The 21,758-nt window shown below is 28.5% G+C and carries 22 protein-coding genes; 13 read left to right on the top strand and 9 right to left on the bottom strand.

Annotation, left to right across the window (positions count from 1 at the left end; genetic code table 11):
- Positions 1-3 precede the first annotated feature (3 nt).
- The 4 genes from hypD (at position 4) to Q6H37_RS17320 (ending at position 5,471) form a co-directional block, all read left to right on the top strand.
- A complete protein-coding gene (gene hypD, locus Q6H37_RS17335) occupies positions 4-2,382 on the top strand; it encodes a trans-4-hydroxy-L-proline dehydratase (protein WP_318734503.1) in 2,379 nt (792 codons plus the stop codon).
- A 78-nt stretch (positions 2,383-2,460) separates the two neighbouring features.
- A complete protein-coding gene (gene proC, locus Q6H37_RS17330; protein ID WP_318734501.1) occupies positions 2,461-3,267 on the top strand; it encodes a pyrroline-5-carboxylate reductase in 807 nt (268 codons plus the stop codon).
- A gap of 62 nt (positions 3,268-3,329) precedes the next feature.
- Positions 3,330-3,611 (top strand): pyrimidine/purine nucleoside phosphorylase, encoded by a 282-nt coding sequence (locus Q6H37_RS17325; protein WP_318734499.1) that lies wholly within the window; start codon positions 3,330-3,332, stop codon positions 3,609-3,611.
- Between the two features lie 252 nt (positions 3,612-3,863).
- Positions 3,864-5,471 carry a gamma-glutamyltransferase family protein gene (locus tag Q6H37_RS17320; protein WP_318734497.1) on the top strand — a complete coding sequence of 536 codons (1,608 nt, stop codon included), beginning with the start codon at positions 3,864-3,866 and terminating at the stop codon, positions 5,469-5,471.
- 186 nt (positions 5,472-5,657) lie between these two features.
- Here Q6H37_RS17320 and Q6H37_RS17315 read toward each other — a convergent pair whose 3' ends face one another.
- Complete coding sequence (locus Q6H37_RS17315) at positions 5,658-5,813, bottom strand: hypothetical protein (RefSeq protein WP_318734495.1); 156 nt, start codon at positions 5,811-5,813, stop codon at positions 5,658-5,660.
- Between the two features lie 263 nt (positions 5,814-6,076).
- On the opposite strand from Q6H37_RS17315, the gene Q6H37_RS17310 reads away from it, so the two are divergent.
- Positions 6,077-7,221 (top strand): IS3 family transposase gene (locus Q6H37_RS17310; protein ID WP_318734493.1). Its coding sequence is split into 2 segments (ribosomal slippage): positions 6,077-6,335 and positions 6,335-7,221, totalling 1,146 coding nucleotides; the frame shifts between segments, so codons are not numbered across the junction.
- Positions 7,222-7,358: 137 nt separating this feature from the next.
- Here the strand turns inward: Q6H37_RS17310 and Q6H37_RS17305 are convergent.
- Positions 7,359-8,201, bottom strand: a complete 843-nt coding sequence (locus Q6H37_RS17305) for an Ig-like domain-containing protein (protein WP_318734490.1) — start codon at positions 8,199-8,201, stop codon at positions 7,359-7,361.
- Positions 8,202-8,368: 167 nt separating this feature from the next.
- Between Q6H37_RS17305 and Q6H37_RS17300 the strand changes: the two genes are divergently transcribed.
- From Q6H37_RS17300 to Q6H37_RS17290, 3 genes are all read left to right on the top strand, one after another.
- Positions 8,369-8,923 (top strand): DUF6431 domain-containing protein, encoded by a 555-nt coding sequence (locus tag Q6H37_RS17300; protein ID WP_318742904.1) that lies wholly within the window; start codon positions 8,369-8,371, stop codon positions 8,921-8,923.
- A gap of 206 nt (positions 8,924-9,129) precedes the next feature.
- Positions 9,130-10,428, top strand: coding sequence for a DDE-type integrase/transposase/recombinase (locus tag Q6H37_RS17295; protein ID WP_318733564.1), 1,299 nt, complete (start codon positions 9,130-9,132; stop codon positions 10,426-10,428).
- Positions 10,404-11,210 carry an ExeA family protein gene (locus tag Q6H37_RS17290; protein WP_318733562.1) on the top strand — a complete coding sequence of 269 codons (807 nt, stop codon included), beginning with the start codon at positions 10,404-10,406 and terminating at the stop codon, positions 11,208-11,210. The genes Q6H37_RS17295 and Q6H37_RS17290 overlap by 25 nt, the downstream gene beginning before the upstream one ends.
- 136 nt (positions 11,211-11,346) lie before the next feature.
- Here the strand turns inward: Q6H37_RS17290 and Q6H37_RS17285 are convergent, their stop codons facing one another.
- The 4 genes from Q6H37_RS17285 to Q6H37_RS17270 form a co-directional block, all read right to left on the bottom strand.
- Positions 11,347-11,850, bottom strand: coding sequence for a hypothetical protein (locus tag Q6H37_RS17285; protein ID WP_318734487.1), 504 nt, complete (start codon positions 11,848-11,850; stop codon positions 11,347-11,349).
- 198 nt (positions 11,851-12,048) lie between these two features.
- Positions 12,049-12,180, bottom strand: coding sequence for a hypothetical protein (locus Q6H37_RS17280; RefSeq protein WP_318734484.1), 132 nt, complete (start codon positions 12,178-12,180; stop codon positions 12,049-12,051).
- Entirely contained in the window at positions 12,170-12,295 is a 126-nt protein-coding gene (locus Q6H37_RS17275) for a hypothetical protein (RefSeq protein ID WP_318734482.1), read from the bottom strand. The genes Q6H37_RS17280 and Q6H37_RS17275 overlap by 11 nt, the downstream gene beginning before the upstream one ends.
- Positions 12,296-12,633: 338 nt before the next feature.
- Positions 12,634-12,816 carry a hypothetical protein gene (locus tag Q6H37_RS17270; protein ID WP_318734480.1) on the bottom strand — a complete coding sequence of 61 codons (183 nt, stop codon included), beginning with the start codon at positions 12,814-12,816 and terminating at the stop codon, positions 12,634-12,636.
- A 557-nt stretch (positions 12,817-13,373) separates the two neighbouring features.
- Between Q6H37_RS17270 and Q6H37_RS17265 the strand changes: the two genes are divergently transcribed.
- The 3 genes from Q6H37_RS17265 to Q6H37_RS17255 all read left to right on the top strand — a co-directional run bounded on the left by Q6H37_RS17265 (position 13,374) and on the right by Q6H37_RS17255 (position 15,883).
- Positions 13,374-13,889: a hypothetical protein gene (locus tag Q6H37_RS17265; protein WP_318734478.1), complete on the top strand. Its 516-nt coding sequence runs from the start codon at positions 13,374-13,376 to the stop codon at positions 13,887-13,889.
- A gap of 410 nt (positions 13,890-14,299) precedes the next feature.
- Complete coding sequence (locus Q6H37_RS17260) at positions 14,300-14,698, top strand: hypothetical protein (RefSeq protein ID WP_318734476.1); 399 nt, start codon at positions 14,300-14,302, stop codon at positions 14,696-14,698.
- 216 nt (positions 14,699-14,914) lie between these two features.
- Positions 14,915-15,883: a C39 family peptidase gene (locus tag Q6H37_RS17255; protein WP_318743059.1), complete on the top strand. Its 969-nt coding sequence runs from the start codon at positions 14,915-14,917 to the stop codon at positions 15,881-15,883.
- 687 nt (positions 15,884-16,570) lie between these two features.
- On the opposite strand, the gene Q6H37_RS17250 is transcribed toward Q6H37_RS17255, so the two are convergent.
- The 3 genes from Q6H37_RS17250 to Q6H37_RS17240 form a co-directional block, all read right to left on the bottom strand.
- Positions 16,571-16,702 carry a hypothetical protein gene (locus tag Q6H37_RS17250; RefSeq protein WP_318734473.1) on the bottom strand — a complete coding sequence of 44 codons (132 nt, stop codon included), beginning with the start codon at positions 16,700-16,702 and terminating at the stop codon, positions 16,571-16,573.
- 329 nt (positions 16,703-17,031) lie between these two features.
- Positions 17,032-17,493, bottom strand: a complete 462-nt coding sequence (locus Q6H37_RS17245) for a hypothetical protein (RefSeq protein ID WP_318734470.1) — start codon at positions 17,491-17,493, stop codon at positions 17,032-17,034.
- Between the two features lie 591 nt (positions 17,494-18,084).
- On the bottom strand, positions 18,085-18,813 hold the full coding sequence (locus Q6H37_RS17240) for a hypothetical protein (protein WP_318734467.1): 729 nt from the start codon (positions 18,811-18,813) through the stop codon (positions 18,085-18,087).
- 433 nt (positions 18,814-19,246) lie between these two features.
- Here Q6H37_RS17240 and Q6H37_RS17235 point away from each other — a divergent pair, with 433 nt between their 5' ends.
- On the top strand, positions 19,247-20,392 hold the full coding sequence (locus Q6H37_RS17235; protein WP_318734464.1) for a GGDEF domain-containing protein: 1,146 nt from the start codon (positions 19,247-19,249) through the stop codon (positions 20,390-20,392).
- A gap of 161 nt (positions 20,393-20,553) precedes the next feature.
- Positions 20,554-21,495, top strand: coding sequence for a mannose-6-phosphate isomerase, class I (manA, locus tag Q6H37_RS17230; RefSeq protein WP_318734462.1), 942 nt, complete (start codon positions 20,554-20,556; stop codon positions 21,493-21,495).
- Positions 21,496-21,758 lie beyond the last annotated feature (263 nt).

Raw genomic sequence — 21,758 nt, 5'->3', positions numbered from 1 at the left:
ATTATGATCACTGAAAGAGTAAAAAAATTAAGACAACAGAGTTTAAATGCAGTTCCACGTATTTCTATGGAGAGAGCACAAATTGAAAGTGAAGTTTACAAAAAATATGAAGGTAAAGTGTCTATTCCAGTACTTAGAGCATTGGTTTTAAAAGAACTAATGAGCAAGAAAAAACTTTATATTAATGATGGAGAATTAATAGTTGGAGAAAGAGGAGAAGAACCTGCAGCAACTTCAACTTATCCAGAACTTTGTTGTCATACTCTAGAGGATTTTGACATAATGGACATGAGAGAAAAGATATCCTTCAAAGTAGATGAAGAAGCTAAAAAGATACAAGAAGAAGTTATAATTCCATATTGGAAAGAAAGATCCATGAGATATAAAATTTTAAACAGCATGTCTGAAGAATGGAAGGATTGCTATGCAGCAGGATTATTTACAGAATTTATGGAACAAAGAGGTCCAGGACATACTGCAGGAGATGGAAAGGTATATAAGAAGGGATTTTTAGATTTTAAAAAGGATATTGAAGAAGCTATTTCAAAGCTTGATTATTATGAGGATGATGAAGCTTTAGATAAGAAAAATCAATTGGAGGCTATGAGCATAGCTTGTGATGCAATAATGATTTTAGGTAAGCGCTATTCAGAGTATGCTAAAGAATTAGCACAAAATGAAAAGAATGAGCAAAGGAAAAGAGAACTTTTGGAGATTTCAGAAATATGTAGTAATGTACCAGCAAATGCTCCAAAGAACTTTAGAGAAGCTCTTCAGATGTATTGGTTTGTTCACTTATGTGTTATATCAGAATTAAATCCATGGGATGCTTATAATCCAGGAAGATTAGATCAACATTTAATTCCATTTTATGAAAAGGAAGTGGAAGAAGGTACTTTAACTCGTGAAAAGGCAGAAGAATTGTTACAGTGCTTCTGGGTTAAATTTAATAATCAACCAGCACCTCCTAAGGTTGGAGTAACTTTAAAGGAAAGTGGAACCTATACGGATTTTGCCAACATTAATGTAGGTGGAGTAAGACCAGATGGTTTGGACGGGGTTAATGATGTAAGTTATCTTTTACTTGATGTAATAGATGAAATGAGATTATTACAACCAAGCTCTAATGTACAGATAAGTAAGAAGAGTCCACAAAAATTTGTAAAAAGAGCTTGCGAAGTTTCAAGAAAAGGATGGGGTCAACCATCAATGTTTAATGCTGATGCTGTAGTTCAAGAGTTAGTTAGAGCAGGTAAAACTATAGAGGATGCTAGATCCGGAGGAACTAGCGGATGTGTTGAAGCAGGAGCCTTTGGTAAAGAAGCTTATATTTTAACTGGATACTTTAATCTTCCAAAGATACTTGAAATAACATTAAATAATGGTATTGATATAATGACAGGTAAAAAGCTTGGTATTGAAACAGGAGATGTTACAAAATTTGAAAGTTATGAACAAATATTTGATGCTTTTAAGAAACAGCTTAAGCACTTTATTGATATAAAAGTTAAAGGTAACAGGGTAATTGAAAAATTATATGCCACATTGATGCCAGTTCCATTCCTTTCTATAATAACAGATGATTGTATTTCAAAGGGAAAGGATTATAATGCAGGTGGCGCAAGATATAATACCAGCTACATTCAAGGAGTTGGTATAGGAACTATTACTGACAGCTTATCAGCTATAAAATATCAGGTATTTGATAAAAAGAATATAACTATGAAGGAATTAATGGAAGCATTAAAGAATGACTTTGAAGGTCATGAAGACATTTTAAATTTAGTGAAGAACAAGACTCCTAAATATGGCAATGATGATGATTATGCAGATGGTGTAATGAGAACAATATTTGATGCTTACTATAATGAAGTAAATGGCAGAAAAAATGGAAGAGGTGGAGTTCATAGAATAGATATGCTTCCAACCACATGTCATGTTTACTTTGGTTCAGTTATGGGAGCTAGTGCTAATGGAAGAAAAGCTCATGTCCCAGTTTCAGAAGGTATTTCACCTGAAAAGGGTGCAGATGTAAATGGACCTACAGCAGTAGTTAAATCAGCATCTAAGATGGATCATTTGAAAACTGGAGGAACTTTATTAAATCAGAAATTTGATCCAAGTGTAGTACAAGGTGAAGAAGGATTAAATAATTTGGCAAGCTTAGTAAGATCATATTTTACACTAGATGGACATCATATTCAGTTTAATATAGTAAGTAGAGAAACTCTTTTAGCAGCTCAAAAAAATCCTGATGACTATAGAGATCTTATAGTTCGTGTTGCAGGATATAGTGATTATTTTAATAATCTTGATAAGGTATTACAAGGAGAAATAATAGAAAGAACTGAACAATCTTTTGATGGTTGTGCTGTTTGCTAGTTTAATATAGTTAGGAAAGGAAGTGAATTTTAGTAGGAAATTGACATCTATAGTATGTTTTCTTACTAAAAATAGGTTATGAATAAAGTTATAGGTTTTATAGGTTGTGGAAATATGGGGGGAGCAATGATAGGGGGAATAATTAAAGCAAATATATCTTCCCCAGATAGTGTAATAGTAGGAGATTTGAATGAAAAAAGTTTGGGAGCATGTGCTGAAAAATATGGTATAAAAACTACTACAGATAATAATGAAGTAGCTAAAGTTTCTGATATTTTAATTTTGTCAATAAAGCCTAATTTGTATCCAGTGGTAATTGATCAAATAAAAGATAAGGTCAAAGAAGATGTAATAATAGTAACCATTGCAGCAGGAAAGGCTATAAGTGGTACTGAAGAAGCTTTTGGAAGAAAGTTAAAGGTAGTCAGAGTAATGCCAAATACTCCAGCTCTAGTAGGAGAAGGAATGGCTGCATTATGTCCAAATGAAGTGGTAACTAAAGAAGAAATAGGGGAAATAGTCAGCATTTTTGAAAGCTTTGGTAAAGCAGAAATAATACCTGAAAAATTAATGGATGCTGTAACATCAGTAAGTGGTTCATCACCAGCTTATGTATATATGTTCATTGAAGCTATGGCAGATGCAGCTGTACTAGATGGTATGCCAAGAGCTCAAGCTTATAAATTTGCAGCACAATCAGTACTTGGTTCAGCAAAAATGGTTTTGGAAACAGGAATGCATCCAGGAGCTCTTAAGGATATGGTTTGTTCCCCAGGAGGAACTACTATAGAAGCAGTAGAAGTGTTGGAGGAAAAAGGCTTAAGAGCTGCAGTTATGGCTGCTATGAAGAGCTGCACAAAAAAATCTAAGGAAATGTCAAAGTAAGTTTAATTATTAATTGAAAAAGCTACTTTAAATATTTTTGATGTGTGTAGAGGAGAAAATTTATGTTTAAAACAAATGAATACTTTGAAGGAAAAGTGAAGTCCATAGCATTTAATACAGCAGAAGGTCCTGGAACCATAGGAGTTATGGCAATAGGGGAATATGAATTTGGGACTTCAACTATAGAAATTATGACAGTAACCAGTGGAAGTATGTGGATAAAACTTCCAGAAGGTGAAGAGTGGAAGCAATTTAAACAAAATGAAACTTTTACTGTAGCAGCAAATAAAAAATTTGGGGTAAAAGTAGAAGAAGAAACAGCATATCTCTGCTTATACAAATAGTAATAAGAAAATTTAGTTATTTAGAGGCACTTTAGCTAGTGTCTCTTTTTTATTTTGTAATATACGATTTTAATACAGACTATATATTAGTATAGGATAATAGTAATTTATATTATGAAAATAGAATTTTTAAAATATATTCAAGGAAATTTGATATCAATGTAGAATGCTTATATTAATATAGCATGAAATATATTAGAACTACATTTAATAAACATGGTGTAAATCTATTTTAGTAAAGGGGGAATAAAAATGGATTATGATGCTTTAAGTTATCGGTATCCATCCAACAGAAATGTAATATATGGAAATAGGGGAATGGTTGCTACTGGACAACCACTTGCAGCACAAGCAGGTCTTGAGATATTAAAAAAAGGTGGAAATGCAGTTGATGCTGCCATAGCTACTGCTGCATGTTTAACGGTGGTGGAACCTACAGCAAATGGATTTGGTGGTGATGCATTTGCAATTGTATGGATTGATAACAAGATGTATGGGTTAAATTCAAGCGGTCCATCACCTAACGGAATTTCATTAGATGAATTGAATAAAAGGGGATATGATAAAGTTCCTAAATATGGCTGGTTTTCTGTTACTGTACCAGGTATTCCCAAAGCATGGTGTGAGTTATCTAAAAGGTTTGGAAAATTACCATTTACAGAAGTGTTAAAACCAGCCATTTATTATGCTGAGAATGGTTATCCAGTTGCACCTGGTACATCTGAGTTTTGGAAATATGCTGTAGTCAACTATTCAGCCTGTAAAGGGGATGAATTTAAATATTGGTTTAAAACCTTTACAATAGATGGGAGAGCACCTCATGCTGGTGAAATTATTAAACTTCCATATCATGCAAAAACTTTAAAAAGTATTGCAGAAACTAATGGGGATGAATTTTATAATGGAGAAATAGCAGAAAAAATAGATGCCTTTTCAAGAAAATATGGTGGTTATATTAGAAAAGAAGATTTACAGTTTTTTAAACCTGAATGGGTACAGCCAATAAGTATTAATTATAAAGGATATGACATATGGGAGCTGCCTCCAAATGGACAGGGCATTGTACCTTTAATGGCATTAAACATATTAAAAGGATATGAATTTAAAGAAAGAGAAAGTGCAGAAACTTATCATAAACAATTGGAGGCAATAAAAATAGCCTTTACAGATGCTCAAGATATAGTTGGTGATAAAGCTAATGTTGAAATAGAAGAATTTTTATCAGATGAATATGGAAATGAAAGAAGAAAGCTTATAGAGGATGTTGCTATTATACCCGAGCCTAATAAAAAAATGAGAAATTTAAAAGGTGGTACAGTCTATTTATGTACAGCGGATGGAGAAGGTAACATGGTTTCCTTTATTCAAAGTAATTACATGGACTTTGGTTCTGGTTTGGTAGTACCAGATACTGGAATAGCACTAGCTAACCGTGGTAATTGCTTCTCAACTGATCCTATGAATATTAATTGCGTTGGAAGTAGAAAACGTCCATATAACACTATTATTCCAGGATTTATAACAAAAAATCATAAGCCTGTTGGCCCATTTGGAGTTATGGGAGGTTTTATGCAGCCTCAAGGACATGTACAAGTAGTTATGAATATGATAGATTTTCACATGAACCCTCAAGAAGCACTTGATGCACCAAGATGGCAGTGGATTTCTGATAAGAAAATATTACTTGAACATGAATGTTCTAAGAATTTAGCAAAAGAGCTAGCAAGGAAAGGTCACGATGTACAAATAGAGCTTCAAAGTGGTTTGTTTGGAAGGGGAGAAATAATACTTAAGGATGATAACAATGTGCTATGTGGTGGAACTGAGAGAAGAACAGATGGACAAATAGCAGTTTGGTAATGCCAATATTAATTTAGTGCAGCTTAAAAATAATGCAACATAACTTTTTAGGTGGAGTCCACATTGAATATATGGTGTATAAGAGCCCCTAAGTTCACTGAAAAGCTTTTATACAGCATATATTCAAAGCTCCCTCCACCTAAAAAGTTGTGTAGTAACTATTGTAATTCTAATATGAAAAAGTGCTTATAATACATTGTTATAAATACTTGAATACTGTGATGAAAAAATCTCATTCGAATTATTAGAATCTGCACTACATTTAAAACTAATAGTTGAAATACTAATTATAGCAGTCAAAAATAGCACTGCTATTAATTTAAACTTATTTTTATTTTTCATTTTAATCCCCCTCGCCATATTTATATAAGAAAGCAAAAATACAATTACTATATTTTTGCATATTTAATTATTTATCTGCATTATATACAATATAACACAAAATTTGATCATTATGTACTATATATAATATTTAACATATATGTATATATTAACGATAGCGTTATCAATATGAATAAACCAATAATAAAAAAACATTTTATTGGAGATGGTATAATAAAGTAGACACCAAGATAAGAGAAAAATATGAAAAGGTGGTCTGCTTTATGAGAAGAAGTTATGATAAACAATTTAAAATTGCAGCTGTTAAGTTAGTACAAGAAGATGATATGTCTGTTGCTGATGCAGCAACAGCATTATCTATTCACTATAATTCCTTATATCATTGGATAAGTGAATATGAAGAATACGGAGAGAGTGCATTCCCTGGTCATGGAACTGCGCTCTATTCGTGTCAATATGAAATAAAAAAGTTGAGACAGGAAAATAATGAGTTAAAGAAGGAATTAGAACTATTAAAAAAATACCAAGCCTTCTTGAAACGAAAGAACAAATAAGATTTCAGTACCTAAAAGAAAACCATGATAAGTACAACATCAAGAAGGCTTGTAAGGCATTAAATGTATCAAGAGCTGGATATTATAAATATTTAAATCATAAACCTTCAAATAGAGATATACCAAATGAGGTGTTAAGTAAAGAAATAAAACAAATTTTCGAGGAAAACAAGGGTAGGTATGGTTCAATAAGGATTGCTAAAGTCTTAGAACAGAGAGGAATTCATGTTAATAGAAAAAGAGTGTCTCGCTTAATGAGAAACATGAAACTTTTCCCTAAAGGATGTCGTTACCGTTATAAACATTATAATCAAAAAGTAAATGCTATTGAAAGACCAAATTTGTTAAATCAAATCTTTGAATCCGATGACAGAAATAAAATCTGGGTTGGTGACATTACTTATATTCCAACGAAAAAAGGTACCTTATATCTTTCAGTCTTTATAGATATATACTCAAGGAAAGTTGTTGGATGGTCTATGGATAAGCGAATGAAGGATATTCTTGTTATGGCTGCATTTATGCAGGCATATGGAAAAGAACATCCCCAAAATGGCCTAATTGTACATACAGATCAGGGTTCCCAGTTTACAGGGGGGCGATTTCAAGCATTATTGAAAAAATATGGTGCTATTCATAGTCAAAGCAGAAAAGGAAATCCTTATGACAATGCAGTAATGGAATCCTTCTATAGAACTATAAAAAGAGAGCTTATTCAAGACGCACATTACGAGTCACCTGAACAAGCTCAAAAAGAAATCTTTAAATATATTGAGTTATATTACAATACTAAGAGAATGCATTCTTCATTGGGATATCTCTCTCCATCTCAATTCGAAGAATTGAATTCATAGAATTTACTTAACTTTGTGTCTACAAAAGCTGGACAAGTCCAATTTGAATAAGACATTCCAGTTTTTTGTTCAAGGGTTTTGCCATCTATATTATATACCCATTCATTACATGGTTCATCATAATTAGGTAATGAATATCATCCAATTACTTTATTATTAGAAATAATAACATAAACAAGAGTTGATTTTTTATTATTATCTTCTACATTATCTAAAGCATGATTTTTAACTGTAAATTTAAATGTTTTAATATTCTTACCAATATAATCATTTACATTAGTATCCTGTACAGACCAATACATCATATAAGGCATTTGCAATAACATTTCTTTGAGTAATACATATTCATCTATTTCTCCGTTATATTCAACTATGTTATAATTTTTATTTTTTAAATATTCACTTGCAAGGGACATTCCATTTCCCTTAGTAGTAAACTTTTTAATTAATGGTTCCATTAAAAATTTATTATTAGTAGATTTAACATCTTTACTTATATTTATAGTATATATTTCATTAGGTAAATACTTTTCTGCAGGTGTTAATTTAAACTTTTTATCATTCTCTATTGAAGTTAAATAAGTTTTAATTATTGTACCATTACTATCAGTTATATTTATATTTTGATTTAATGTACTAGTATCAACTGTTGTATTAAATTTTATTATCCATGATTTATTATTTTCCACATCATTTTGTTGTTGAAAATCTTTTATATTAGTTGTATTCCATATACCATTTTTATTTTGTTGAGCTTCATTACAAAACTTTTTTAGATAATTAGTATATTTTACATTAGATTCTTCTATTCTCTGATCTGTATATCCTTTTGAAAGCATGATTGCATTAAACATTTTAGTTTTAATTTCATTTTCATTTATTGTTGTAGGTAGCGAAAGCCATACATATCTTGATAAATATTTTGAGTATCTTTCTGTATTTTCAGCATCGCTTTCAAGATATACAGTGTTATTAAGCAATTTATTTGCTTAATAACAGGTTCAAAAAAAGTAAATTATAATAGCCTTTCTTTTTACGTCAGATTAAATAATCTGACACAAAAAGAATAAGATTATTTAATCTGACTATAATTTAAAAATATAAAAAAATTTTATAGGACTGAAAAAAAGTGATAGAAATAATAAAGATGCCTTACGGCATAAGAAAATATAATAAGCTTAATAAGTATAATAGGTTTCCCATAAAATATGGATGCGAAGCATGCGGATATGAAGGAAAACTATATAGACATGGATTCTACTATAGAAATTTGATTACATTTAACAAAGCTTATAGAGTAGTTATCATTAGATATAGGTGCAAATCATGCCATAAGACGTACTCTCTTATTCCAAGTTTCATAATACCTTATAGACAATACACCTATCATGTTATATTAACTTGCCTTATTATTATGTTTAAATTTAATTACTCATTTAGCAAAATTATTAAGTTTGTTAACTCTATAAATTGTATGTTATCCATAAACAAAACTCATTTATCATTTTGGAAAAGCAGACTAATAACTTCTTTAACGGCTATTCGCCTATTTTTTGCACAACTTAAAATATTTTGCCCTGATACCAAAAATGTTTTTCCATCCAATTTACTTACAATGATTACTGATTTTTCACGTTTAAGATATGATTTTAATTTAAGATTTTTCTTAGATATGCCTAAATATTTTTTCTGTAAACCTTAATTACAGAAGCTTTAGTTTTTTTGCCCTTTATCAAATTAAACACTTCTTATTTTTTTAATGCTTATTTACTTAAAACTTGTCTCAACTTTTAAATTTTATTTTGAAGTTCTTATATTTTTCCACACAACTTTTAACGGTTAAGGCTGATTATTGAGGTACATAATTAAAAATGAAAATAAACTCAAAGTTGAAGGAGGCATTTAATTATGATATCTCATGAATTAAGCCAAAAAATAGCTCTGTTTAGATACTCTCTAATTGCACCTATAATCACTAATACTTTTACTCAATCTTCTGTTAAAGAATATTTATCAGAAATTGCTGCTAAATCTTATACTATGCCTAACGGCGGAAGAAAAGAGTATTCTCCGGCTACAATTAAAGGTTGGTTAACCTTATATAGGAAACATGGTATAGACGGTTTATATCCTAAAACAAGAGATGACAAAGGTTGTTCAAGAAAAATTTCGCAAGAAACAAAGCAGTTCATTATAAACTGCAAAATTAATTCCCCCAAAAAAACTGCTAAACATATATATCATGAAGTTATTGCCAAAGGATTTGAAAATGAAAACAATATATCTCTTTCTACAATAACTAGATTCATAAAACAGGCTAATATAGCACCTCAAAAGCTGGCGCCTCAAGATAGAAGAGCCTTTGAATTTGAATATGCGAATGAATGTTGGCAGTCTGATGTATCTGTTGGACCTTATCTCACTATTCAAGGCAGAAAATATAAAACTTATATTATAGCTTTCCTTGATGATGCTAGTAGGCTTATTGTTGGATGTAAAGTATTTTTTAAAGATGATTTATTGTCTCTTATGGCTGTTTTTAAAGATGCGGTAGCATCTAAAGGTATTCCTAAAAAAGTTTTTGTTGATAACGGAAAGATATATAAAAGTGAACAGTTTCAACTTATATGTGCTTCACTTGGGTCTATTTTAAGCTTTGCTAGGCCATATTCTCCTCAATCGAAAGGTAAAATTGAAAGGTGGTTTCAAACAATGCAAAAACAATGGATGAATTCAATAAACTGGGGTGATTTTAAGTCAATAGACATTTTGAATGAATCTCTATTGACTTATGTTAATCACTATAACAAAACCTTTCATTCATCAATAAATTCTACACCCTTTGATAAATATATGAATAATATTGAAAATTTAAGGTTTGTTTCCTCTAAAAGTGAACTTGATCATTTATTTTTATATAAAGTTCAACGTACTGTTAAAAATGACTCCACAGTATCCATAGGAACTAAATTATTTGAAGTTCCATTAAAGTATGTAAGAGAAAAAATAAATATTCGTTATGATCCTACTTCACTTGATAAAGCATACATCTTCTCTGAAGATGCTAAGCTTACAGATACTATTTTCCCACTAAAAAAATTGATAACTCAAAGGTTAGAAGATCTAATAATGATTCTGTTGATTTTTCTGCCTTTAAAGCTAACTAACCGGAGGTTGATATTATGTATAAAACTTTTTATGGGTTAACCTTTGACCCATTTGATAAAAATATTGATTTAACACACAGCTTTAAATTCCAAGACTTTAATCACGCATTAAGCAGATTAGAATTTTTAAAATCTGTTTTGGGCATTGGTGTACTTACTGGTGAACCCGGAGTAGGTAAGTCTTTCCTACTCCGTTATTTTGTAAATTCACTCAACCCCAATTTATATAAATGTATATATATTCCTATTTCGACCTTAACGGTCATGGATTTTTACAGAGCTCTTTGTGATGGTCTTGGAATAATTCCTGCCTGTAAAAAAGTTACTATGTTTAAACAAATACAGGAAGCTATATACACTTATAGTCATAGTAAAAATATAACCCCAGTCATTATATTAGATGAATGTCAGTTTTTAAGCAATTCCATCCTTGATGATTTAAGAATTATATTTAACTTTAATATGGATTCAAAGAATTATGCTATGCTAATTCTTTCAGGTCAACCTAACTTTTTACTTCAACTCAGCAGACAAATTCATGAAGCGCTGCGCCAGCGAATTTTAATGAATTATTGCTTACGAGGGCTAACGCCAGAAGAATGTAAACCCTACATAATTTCAATGCTTAAAGCCGCAGGCTGCATAGAACCTATTTTTACTGATGATGCATTTGAACTTATGTATTCAACCACAAATGGCTCTATAAGACCTTTAAATTCTCTAACGAGAATGTGTCTTATTTCTGGTGCTAATCAAAAACTTTCCTCTATTAATGCTGAAATAGTTTATAAAGCTCAAAGCGAAATTGACCTTACAATTTAATTTTAAACACTGCTTACTTGGCAGTGTTTTTTTATACCTATATTAATTGTCTAATTTTCATATTTTATACATTGTGGATATTGTGAAGAAAGGTTGATTTAATTTGACTTTTTACATATTTTTTTCTATCGTAAGATTATTTAATCTGCATTTTTACCATATTATTACTTAATTTAGGTTGAAATAATTTGACTTTGAATAGCTTAAATAATTTGACGCGTAACAATACAGTTTTACCATATAACTGTGATTTCACATAATTTGAAGCTTGTGTTGCATATAACTGATCCATAATTACATTTTTAGTTTTAGGCATATTTATTCCTATAAGCCTAACTTTTCTATATTCTCCGTTTTGTAATGTTACACCTATCGTAGAACCATCGATATGGCAAGTAACTTTAGCTTTCTCAAAATTTGTTATAACTGATTCAGAATTTTGATATTCAGATTTATTTTTCATATTATCACATTTAACAGTAACTCTTCCAGCAGTTAAGTCTTGCACGACTGTTTGCTTATTAGTTTTGTTTAATTCTTTAGCAGTTACAGAATTAGGATATTCTGATAACATAAATATTGAAACCATATTAATAACAGCTGGTATTAAGAACTTATTTATAATTTTTTTGTTTTTCAATTTATAATCCCCCTAGAATATAATTAATTTGACCATTAAACAGATTATACGATAATATACTTATTTATCAAAATAATTCAATTTGTACATAAAATTAATTATAATGTTAATCATTTTTTAAGTTTACTTAATTATTACTAAAGTTTATAAAATAATAAAAAAAGAACTGATTTTAAAATAGAACAGTTCTTTTTTGAGTTAATCAAATTTGAATTCCTTTTCCACTGGTGTTATGTCTTCTCTCATATCATCAATAAATTTCATCACCTTGCTGCATACTCCAGTTACTGGGCATACGTCACAGTTATGTATTATATCACTATCTTTCATTGAACAAACACATTCTCTTCCTTTTTACCATATCAAAAATTACCTGTGACATTGAAAACATGTCATAAAATTCTACATCATTATTTCTCTTAACTATTTTAGTATTAACTAACATTTTAATACCCCATTTAATCTATAATCCTTATTTATATATGCACTTAAACTTTAAATTAGACTCTTATGTGTTTTATGTTGATTTGTTTATTACTATGTTAGTTAAGCCATTATACCTCAATGCTTTTACCTGTTTTCTAAATGTAATTATTTAATCAAAATCATACGTTCATTTTTCAGTACATGACACAGACAATCCCACTACCCTAGTTTAGAGAAGAAGCTTTTAGGGATAAATATAGTAAAAAAACACCTACAAATGAAACTATATATTCTCTGGATTGTTGGCAGGGCAACATGTCGGTAATCTTTCAAACAAAACCCATACTAATCTAGTATTTAATCTTCTTGCTTTTTTACTATAACAAATACTATTAATTCAAAGATATTTACCAATAGACTCAGTCCTAAAAATAATTGAGTATAATTTTTGTAATCTTTTATTAGACAAAAAATGGCTAAAACAGTAAATATAATTACTAATACATTCATAAGTCTTTTAAATTTCTTGCTATTTAACATTTATTTAATTCCACCTTTTATCTAAAGATATGCAATAAAGTTTTCCGAATAATTATATAATAAATTAAAATATTTTTTAGATATTTTAAGATGCATACCTATACCTATTATTGTAGTTTATCATTATATTAAATATAAATTTATACAAAGTAAATATAATTGGCATAAAAGGTGTAAAAATCGTCCTGAAAAACAAAAATAATTTTATTTTACATTTTTATGACAAAATATAGGGCTTTAATTACAAAAATATTGATTCTATTTCAAAATAAGGTATTATAATACTAACAAGCTTGTTATATTCTATATGCATCAAGTGATATGCTTTATGATCAGTAAAAATTAGTAAAGTTAAGAAATAAAAAAAGTAACCAGTAAGCTAAAAATTGGACATTGAAAAAAGTTTACACTATTAAAGATGCTAAAATAAAAATTGGCTACAAATTAAAGTTTTTACCATGTTAAGTCAATAAGATCAAGCATAAATCTAGATAATGGTTAAACATTAATAAATATACAAAACTATTATATAATATAATATATTGGGGGTGCTTACAATGATAACCAAAAAATCAAAAAAACTCATGTCATCTTTAGCTGTAGGATTGCTTTTGTCTGGTACAATATTTAGTAGTGTTTCTGCTAAAGGTAATACTGCTGCCGTTCCTAATTCAACACAGAATAGCGATATATATAAAATAGGTGGAGGACCTAGTCCTAGTGCTGCTTGGACAAAAGATAGTTCATGGTACAGAAATTTTTCGCGTGATCAACTATCTGAATTAAATTATTTATACAATGATGTTATAAATAGTTCTGACTATAATAGGGCAAAGAACCTCTATAGTGCTTCTACTGTTCTTGCTGGCTTAGTTGGAGGTGTAGCAGGAAGTCTTACTATAAGCGGTTCAACTACGTTCTGCGATAATTACTTTTCTTTAGTTCAAAATTCTGCTAACACAGTTAATCAAGCCTACTATCAATGCAGTACGTATGGAACTAAAGCATTATATGTTACAAAATATTATAGACCAGCAACAGGAGAAATTATGTTCTGTTTAAGTTGGTATTAAATAAAAATAAGACAAGAGCATTTTTACTCTTGTCTTATTTTTAAGATATTGCTTATTATTTCTGTAATTGCTATAATTTATATAAGTTATTCCATTTCTCAGAGCTTCATGGAATAGAGTAATTAATTCTATGTTGGAGTATTACCACATTTCCGATCCCTAAACACTCGTCATTGGAACTGAATTCATAAACCTTTAAAATAGCTGATTTATAGCTAAATTTTAATTTCAAAACTATTACCAAAACATTTAAAAATAATCTTTAAGGTACTTGTGTTTTGGATATAAATGTCTTAGCGTAAATTTTGTTGGAAACGTTGATTGCACTCTACATTCTATATTGAGTGCTAAGAATCCTAATGGTTTAAAAATTTTGCAAATAAATTATTATTAAAAGGAGAAGATAAATATTGAAGATATGGGGTATTGTTCTTTTTGTAATTGTACTTATAAGTATAACAATTGTAGTTATACTCATAACATTCAAATATTTAATTAAAAAAAATATAATAAAACCAAGTAAAATTTCAAGAATATTTTATAATGATGATGAAATTTTTATTGATTCTTGGAAAAAAACACAAGAAAAAGGTATATTAAAATATATGATTAAGAATGTTATTATTGAAACCATTGCAATTGGCATACTTGGTAAAGTTATTATATTGTATAAACCAGAAATGGGATCACTGTTTGTATATTTATTAACAGGCATTATAGCTGGATTAATGTTAACTTCTATTTATTGGAGTGAAAACCAAAATAGATACAACCAATTAAAAGAAAAAAGGAAAAAGACTCTAGTATAAATCAACAAATAAGATCATAAAAGTAAAATTTTACTTTTATGATCTTATTACAAAGGGTAATTGTGAATATATGATTTTGATTAAAATCATACATTTATTTTTAAATATAATTAATCTTTTCCAAGAAGCCACAATAAAATTATATTGCACATATCTCACCCCTTTATATTATTTTCAGGATCTTATTTTAATCAGCGGGTCTACATTTTGCCTTCCATGTGCCTCTTGAACATCTTTGAATTCCTCAAACAAGACAATACAGCTAAGGGACATATTTTAGTAGATGCTAATGCTAATACTTCTGGAGTCGCTGAATTTTCCTATGATGAGAGTTTTTATTTAGACAAAATAATCGATAAAAATTTTAAAAACAATAAACAGTTTAACAAATTAGATAAAAATTATTATTTTATATCTACATATAACATTTTGGTAAAAAACATAGAATCAAATAAAGAAGTTTTTTATAATGCAATCTCTAAACAAAAAATTAATGATAATAAGGCAACACTTAAAGCTGAATATAAAAAAGTCAAACAAAATATAGGAGATAAAAATTCAATAAATATTTTAAATAAAATGAAATCTACAAATGTAGAAAACTCTAATTTAATCAGCATAAGTAGTGAAAATTCAATGCAATCAATGAATGCAATTTATTCAAAAGCAGATGTTCCAAATTGTGATAATGCTACATTTTATACTACAGGCCAATTTCCAGGTGGTGGCAATTGTTCTCCAACGGCAGGAACAAATATTATAATGTATTGGTATAAACAAAGAGGAATAACGAATTTAGTTAGTCCAGATAACAGACTTGCTTATGACTATGGTACTGCATTAGCTGTTTTTGTAAATCTTTATGCAGATATGAAAACATCTTATAGTGATGGAACCAATCCAGATAATTTTTATAATGGATTATTACAATATGCTCAGAGTGCAGGTTGTCCTGCAATAGGATCTGATTATCTTCGAAACAGTGTACCATTACAATCAATAGAAAGCAATATATCAAATGGTAATCCTGTTGGAATTAATATTTATAACAACCCAACATATAGTAACCATTCTGTAGTTGTATTTGGATATGAAAATAATTCAGACGGTTGGACAAGTAGTCATCAAACATGGGTTGTATATTCTTATTTAAATCCAAGAGAGATGTGCTATGCAAGATGGTAACAATTTCTCAATGAATTTATAAATAAACGATTAGGTAGATATAATTATTGCATTTAGTTAGATGAATGTAATCTTTTAGATAAAAGATTACATTCGTAAAAATAAGGTAAAGTATTGAAATATAAAGGCTTATAGAGATTTTAACTATAGGCCTTTATATTATTTTATTTTTTAATGTATTGTTTTACATAATATAAAAATAGTACACATATTCAAGGAGGAAAAAGTCGTGGTTGCTGAATCAATAAAAGATAAAAAGAAAATAGATTCATTGCTTACATACTTAAAAGGAAAAAGAGATAAAATTGAATGATAGCTTTAAAAAGGCCATAAAAGTCTATATAAAGCATAATAATTTTGAACAGGATAATCTATGTTTCAAAGTAGAAAAGGTGTTAACCAGTAGATAACCGTCATATAGGCATATAGAATTTTAAAAGCTGTATCTATAGATCTTTATATTTGAATGAAAAATTGACTTTTGGTTGACTTTACATTATCTTTACAATATAATTAATTTGACCATTAAACAAATTATACCATAATATACTTATTTATTAAAATGGCTCAATTTGTACATAAAATTAATTATAATGTTAATCATTTTTTAAGTTTACTTAATTATTACTAAAGTTTATAAAATAATAAAAAAGAACTGATTTTAAAATAGAACAGTTCTTTTTTGAGTTAATCAAATTTGAATTCATTTTCCACTGGTGTTATGTCTTCTCTCATATCATCAATAAATTTCATTACCTTGCTGCATACTCTAGTTACTGGGCATACGTCACAGTTATGTATTATATCGCTATCTTTCATTGAACAAACACATTAATTTAAATTATTTTTATATATGTAGATAAAATGTTAATAGCAATCCAAAGCACATCAAATTATTTATTATCAAATATTCTTATGGTTAATATTGACTTTTATAGTTTCTATAAGTTTAAATATCAATGGTATGATTTGTATTCTCACTTCTTTTAATTCCTTATATACAGATAATTAGAATTACTTATTCAAAAGTCAATGAAAAGAACCCCAAAATTCAAATGAATAATGCGGTGTTTCAGTAAATTATTTGTTTTTTATAGTTAAATCATTAAATAAGAACATTATAATTAACTAAAAATTTGTTTTAGAATTTATCTAGGTTGATCTTCTTGTTCTTCTTTGATAATATACCATCCATTTACTGTTTTCTTAACAGTAAGTGTTAGTGGTATATCCCATGAACCTCCGACTGCTTTATTTTGAGAATCCTTTATGCTAACTGAATATGTCATTTTGACATAAATTATATCTTTTTTTACACTTTGTGAATCTTCCTTTAGACTAAAGTCTACTTTAAAAGGTCTTTTATATTCAGGATTATTTACTGGATAAGTAGTATATATATTTAGATGTTTAAATACTTCTTGTGATATATGCTTGGATAACTCATCAGAATATCCTTTATCCGTCAAGAATGATTCCTTAACTACATTATAAATATCAACTGCTTTAGAATTGTTATCCGTATTGTTTTTTCCACAAGATGTAAATATTGATATAAAAACTATTAACATAATTAAGTATATTTTATTTTTTCTTTTAATAACAAACACATCCTTTCACATATATAAATATACAATTTAAAAGCTTATGACATTTTACTATTTAACCTTATTTACAATAAGTATATCATATTTACATAATAAGGTGTTGATATTACTGCACTTTAAATTCTACTTTACACTTTGTGATAGCTACATTGGGATAATGCCTAGATATAAGTTGATCGTTGAATATATGAAAATAGTTATAACGGATTTAAGCTCTTGTGGAATAAGTGAAATTGCTATTTTTACTGTAGCAAACTTATTGATTATTCATTGCATTAAAAATAAAATTAGCTATGACAATGTAATTGCATTTGTACGCTTGAAGTTACTAGTTTGAATTTTAACTTTTATGAAGTGATATATGGTAAGTGGGTCATCACATTAGCTAAATTGTTTTAATATTATTCTTAGCCCGAAGATTTGGAAAGCCTTAGAACTTTAGTTTTGTTTGAGGGAACCGAGTTTGACAAAGTTCTTAGGTTTTCCAAATCTTTGAGCTTTAGAATAATTAAAACATTTAGCCGTGATGACCCACTTACCATATATCACGGAATAAAAGTTAAAATCCAAACTTTCACTGCACCTTGTTTTATATTATGCTTGCTTGGAATCTTTACTATCCTTAGTATCAGGTTTAGTAGTATCGTTGGTACTACTAGCTTTGCTTTGTAATTCGTCAAATCTTCTCATGACTTCTTTACAGGTATCCTGACAAATTTGAGGCAAATCACTTTTTGTTTCTTTTTTAAAATCAAATCCTGCTTCTTTAAATCCTTTTTCCACTGCATCTCTCATTTGTTGTAATTTATTAGGATCACCTCCAGCTAGAGCTTTTGCCATAGTCATAATACGATCTGCTACTGCGTTTACAGAATATGGTCCTCCTTCAGATATTGCCTTTTGAGCACCTTCTGGAGTTGTTGCTATCGGTGGATATGCATTTTCTATAGAGCCAAATATTTTAGTAAGCAAGTCCGAAGTTTCCTTTGACATTGTAGGAACTCCACTTTCAGTAGGTTTCCCAAGAAGTTTATTTTGATTAGTTATTGTATCATTTATAAATTTTTTTATAAGCTCTGCTTTAGAATTTTGCTCATTTTCTTTTAAAGCTGCAATTTCATCTGTAGAAAGTTTCTTTTTTGTAGGTTTGTAAGTAGAAGGTTCTGTATTACTTTCTGTGGATTTAACAAACTTATCAGTTCCTAAATTTTGTGCCGTACTTTCAGTTTTTTCGGCATCATTACTTTTACTGTCTGTTTTTTTAGTATCATTTTTAGTAGTATAAATTGATGTGTCAATATTTTTTACTCCTGTAATATCCATTTGATAATGTACCCCCTTATTTTTTTACTATTATTTATTTTATCGTCTAATTATCCATATTATTAACGGTTAATCCAAAATAAACCATGAAATTATTTTCGTTTAAAATAGCACATTGAAATATTAAAAAAACATGATAAAATAAGACATATATACTGTATCATTCAATACCATAATGTGTAAGTTTATTTATCCGATGACTACCATCCGTAAGACTGATATATTATTTAAGTAGTGGATATTGGAAATCTTGAAGTTTAAAGTTCTTGTGTTGTTATATAATGGCTGGTATGCATATGGATAAGGTCTTCTAAGACTCAGAGGATAAAGTCTCTAAATGGCATTTTATATAAACTTCTGCTCTGAAAAGAAGCATTCCTTATAAGCAAATTATACCTGAGTCTAAGGATCCTTTGATTGGAGTGGAATTATATTGAGTTTATTTTTAAGAATAGATAACAATATTGTTGCAATTGTTGTATCTATTATATTTTTGAAAAATATAACAAATTCTCTTGATAAAAAGGAGACAAAAAATAGAATTTTTGTTGCTATTTTTATGATAAATACTATACAACTGATTGATGAAACATTAACTTGCATAATAAATAGACAACCCTATACATGGCTGATACCTATAAGTGCCATGCTACATATTTTTTTATACATATTAGGACCTATAGTTACATATATGTGGTATGTCTTTGCTAATTTGTGGATAAATAAAAATACGAACTATAAATGGAAAAATAACATAATCTTTTTATTACCTATAGCTATAAATACTCTTCTAGCAATTTTAAGCCCATTTTTTAAATTAGAGTTTTATATTAATAATTTTAATGTATATCAAAGAGGTTTTTTGTTTTTTGTTCCTCCTGTTATATCCTATTTCTATTTGTTTTGTGGATTTATAATTATTTATGTTAATAGAAATAAGCTCAGTAGAATAGAATTTTTACCTTTATTTTTGTTTGGAGTATTTCCATCAATAGCTAGCCTTGTTCAAATAATGTTTTACGGACCTTTGCTTATGTGGAGTTCAATTGCCTTTTCTTTGATTATTCTTTATTTATATATACAACAACAGATGATACACATTGACCATTTAACTGGAGCGTGGACACGCGAGAAATTTTATAATTATTTGAACTATAGAATTAAGCAAAAAAAACCAAAAAATTTTTCAATAGCATTTATAGATCTTAATGATTTCAAAAAGATAAATGATACTTTTGGCCATAATGAAGGAGATCATGCTTTAATAAATGTAGTACATATAATTAAAGATATATTGAAGAAAGAGGATTTTATTACTCGATACGGTGGAGATGAATTTGTCCTATTTCTTAACGTGGATAGTGAAGGAGAAATAAAAGAAATAATTAATAAAATTTATGATTATTTAGATAAGTATAATAAAAATTCAAGGTTAGAATATGAATTAAATTTAAGTTGTGGTTATAAACTTTATGATTTTAATAAACATATGACTGCTGATGAGTATATTAGTTATGTAGATAAGCTTATGTATAGAGATAAAAAAATTAGAAAACTGAATGGTAAAGTATCAATTTAATATAAGTGTAAAGTAGTCTATTGTTTTGTAATGTTTAGATTTTAGATAGATATTTTTAAATACAAATTGTATAATGAAATAGGACATGAAATACACAATTGCAACATTTTTACAAGTGTTTTAAGTTAAGTTTTGGCACTACAAGTTAGGAGGATATAAAGGTGAGAGAAATTATAAAATTAAATCCTGTTTTTAAAGATAGAATTTGGGGAGGTACTAGACTAAAAGAATATTTTGGATATGATTTACCAACAGATAAAATAGGGGAGTGCTGGGCTATTGCAGGTCATAAAAATGGTGACTGCACTATAAAAAACGGTAATTTTAAAGAAAAAACTTTGTCATGGTTATATGAAAATCACAGAGAGTATTTTGGTGGAATTGAAGATAAAGAATTTCCTCTTTTAGTAAAATTAATAGATGCATCTAATGATTTATCAATACAGGTACATCCAGATGATAAATATGCAAATTCCATAGAAAATGGAGAAATGGGAAAAACAGAAGCATGGTATGTTATAGATTGTAATGAAGATACTTTATTAGAATATGGACATAATGCAAAAACAAAAGAACAATTACATGATTATATTTATAATGGAAAGTGGAAGAAATTATTAAATTTCCATAAAATAAAAAGAGGAGACTTTTTCTATATACCTTCAGGTACAGTTCATGCAATATGCAAGAATACACTTATATATGAAATACAACAATCTTCAGATGTAACTTACCGTGTTTATGATTATGATAGAGTAGACAAGAAGACTGGTGAAAAGAGACAACTTCATATAGAAAAGGCTATAGATGTAATAAAAGTACCTGATGAATGTAAAGACGGTATAACTCCACAAGTGGAAAAAAACAATGGATATACAAAAACTGAATATATAAATTCAAAATATTTTAAAACTGTAAAATTTCATGTAGATGAAAATGTAAATTTAGAATATAATGGTTCCTTTGCATTAGTTACTGTATTAGATGGAAGTGGAACTTTAGATAATGAAAAAATAGAAAAAGGTGATAATTTTATATTGCCATTTGGCTATAACAATTTTAAAATCAATGGAAAAGTAACATTTATTATTTCAAGTATGTAAATATAATTACTAAGCATTTAACTTTAGCGTGTGCAAAATTTTAAGTTAATGAAATAAGCACAATGCTACACAACTTTTTCAGAGGACAGTGAAGGACGATTTTTCTCCATTACACTACAAAAAATCTTTAATTAGATTTTTGATGACTCGTTTCGCTAAAGCGAAACATTGCTGACTAATATAAATTTAAAGATTATTTTGCATTAGCAAAACAAGTTTTAAATTTATATTAGTTTTTTGACGTAAGGAGAAAAACTCACATT

The organism is Clostridium sp. JS66 (genome assembly GCF_033561535.1).
Classification (GTDB): Bacteria; Bacillota; Clostridia; order Clostridiales; family Clostridiaceae; genus Clostridium_AM; species Clostridium_AM carboxidivorans.
The sequence above is the reverse complement of the archived record's forward strand: the minus strand, read 5'-3'. Positions and strand labels throughout refer to the sequence as shown.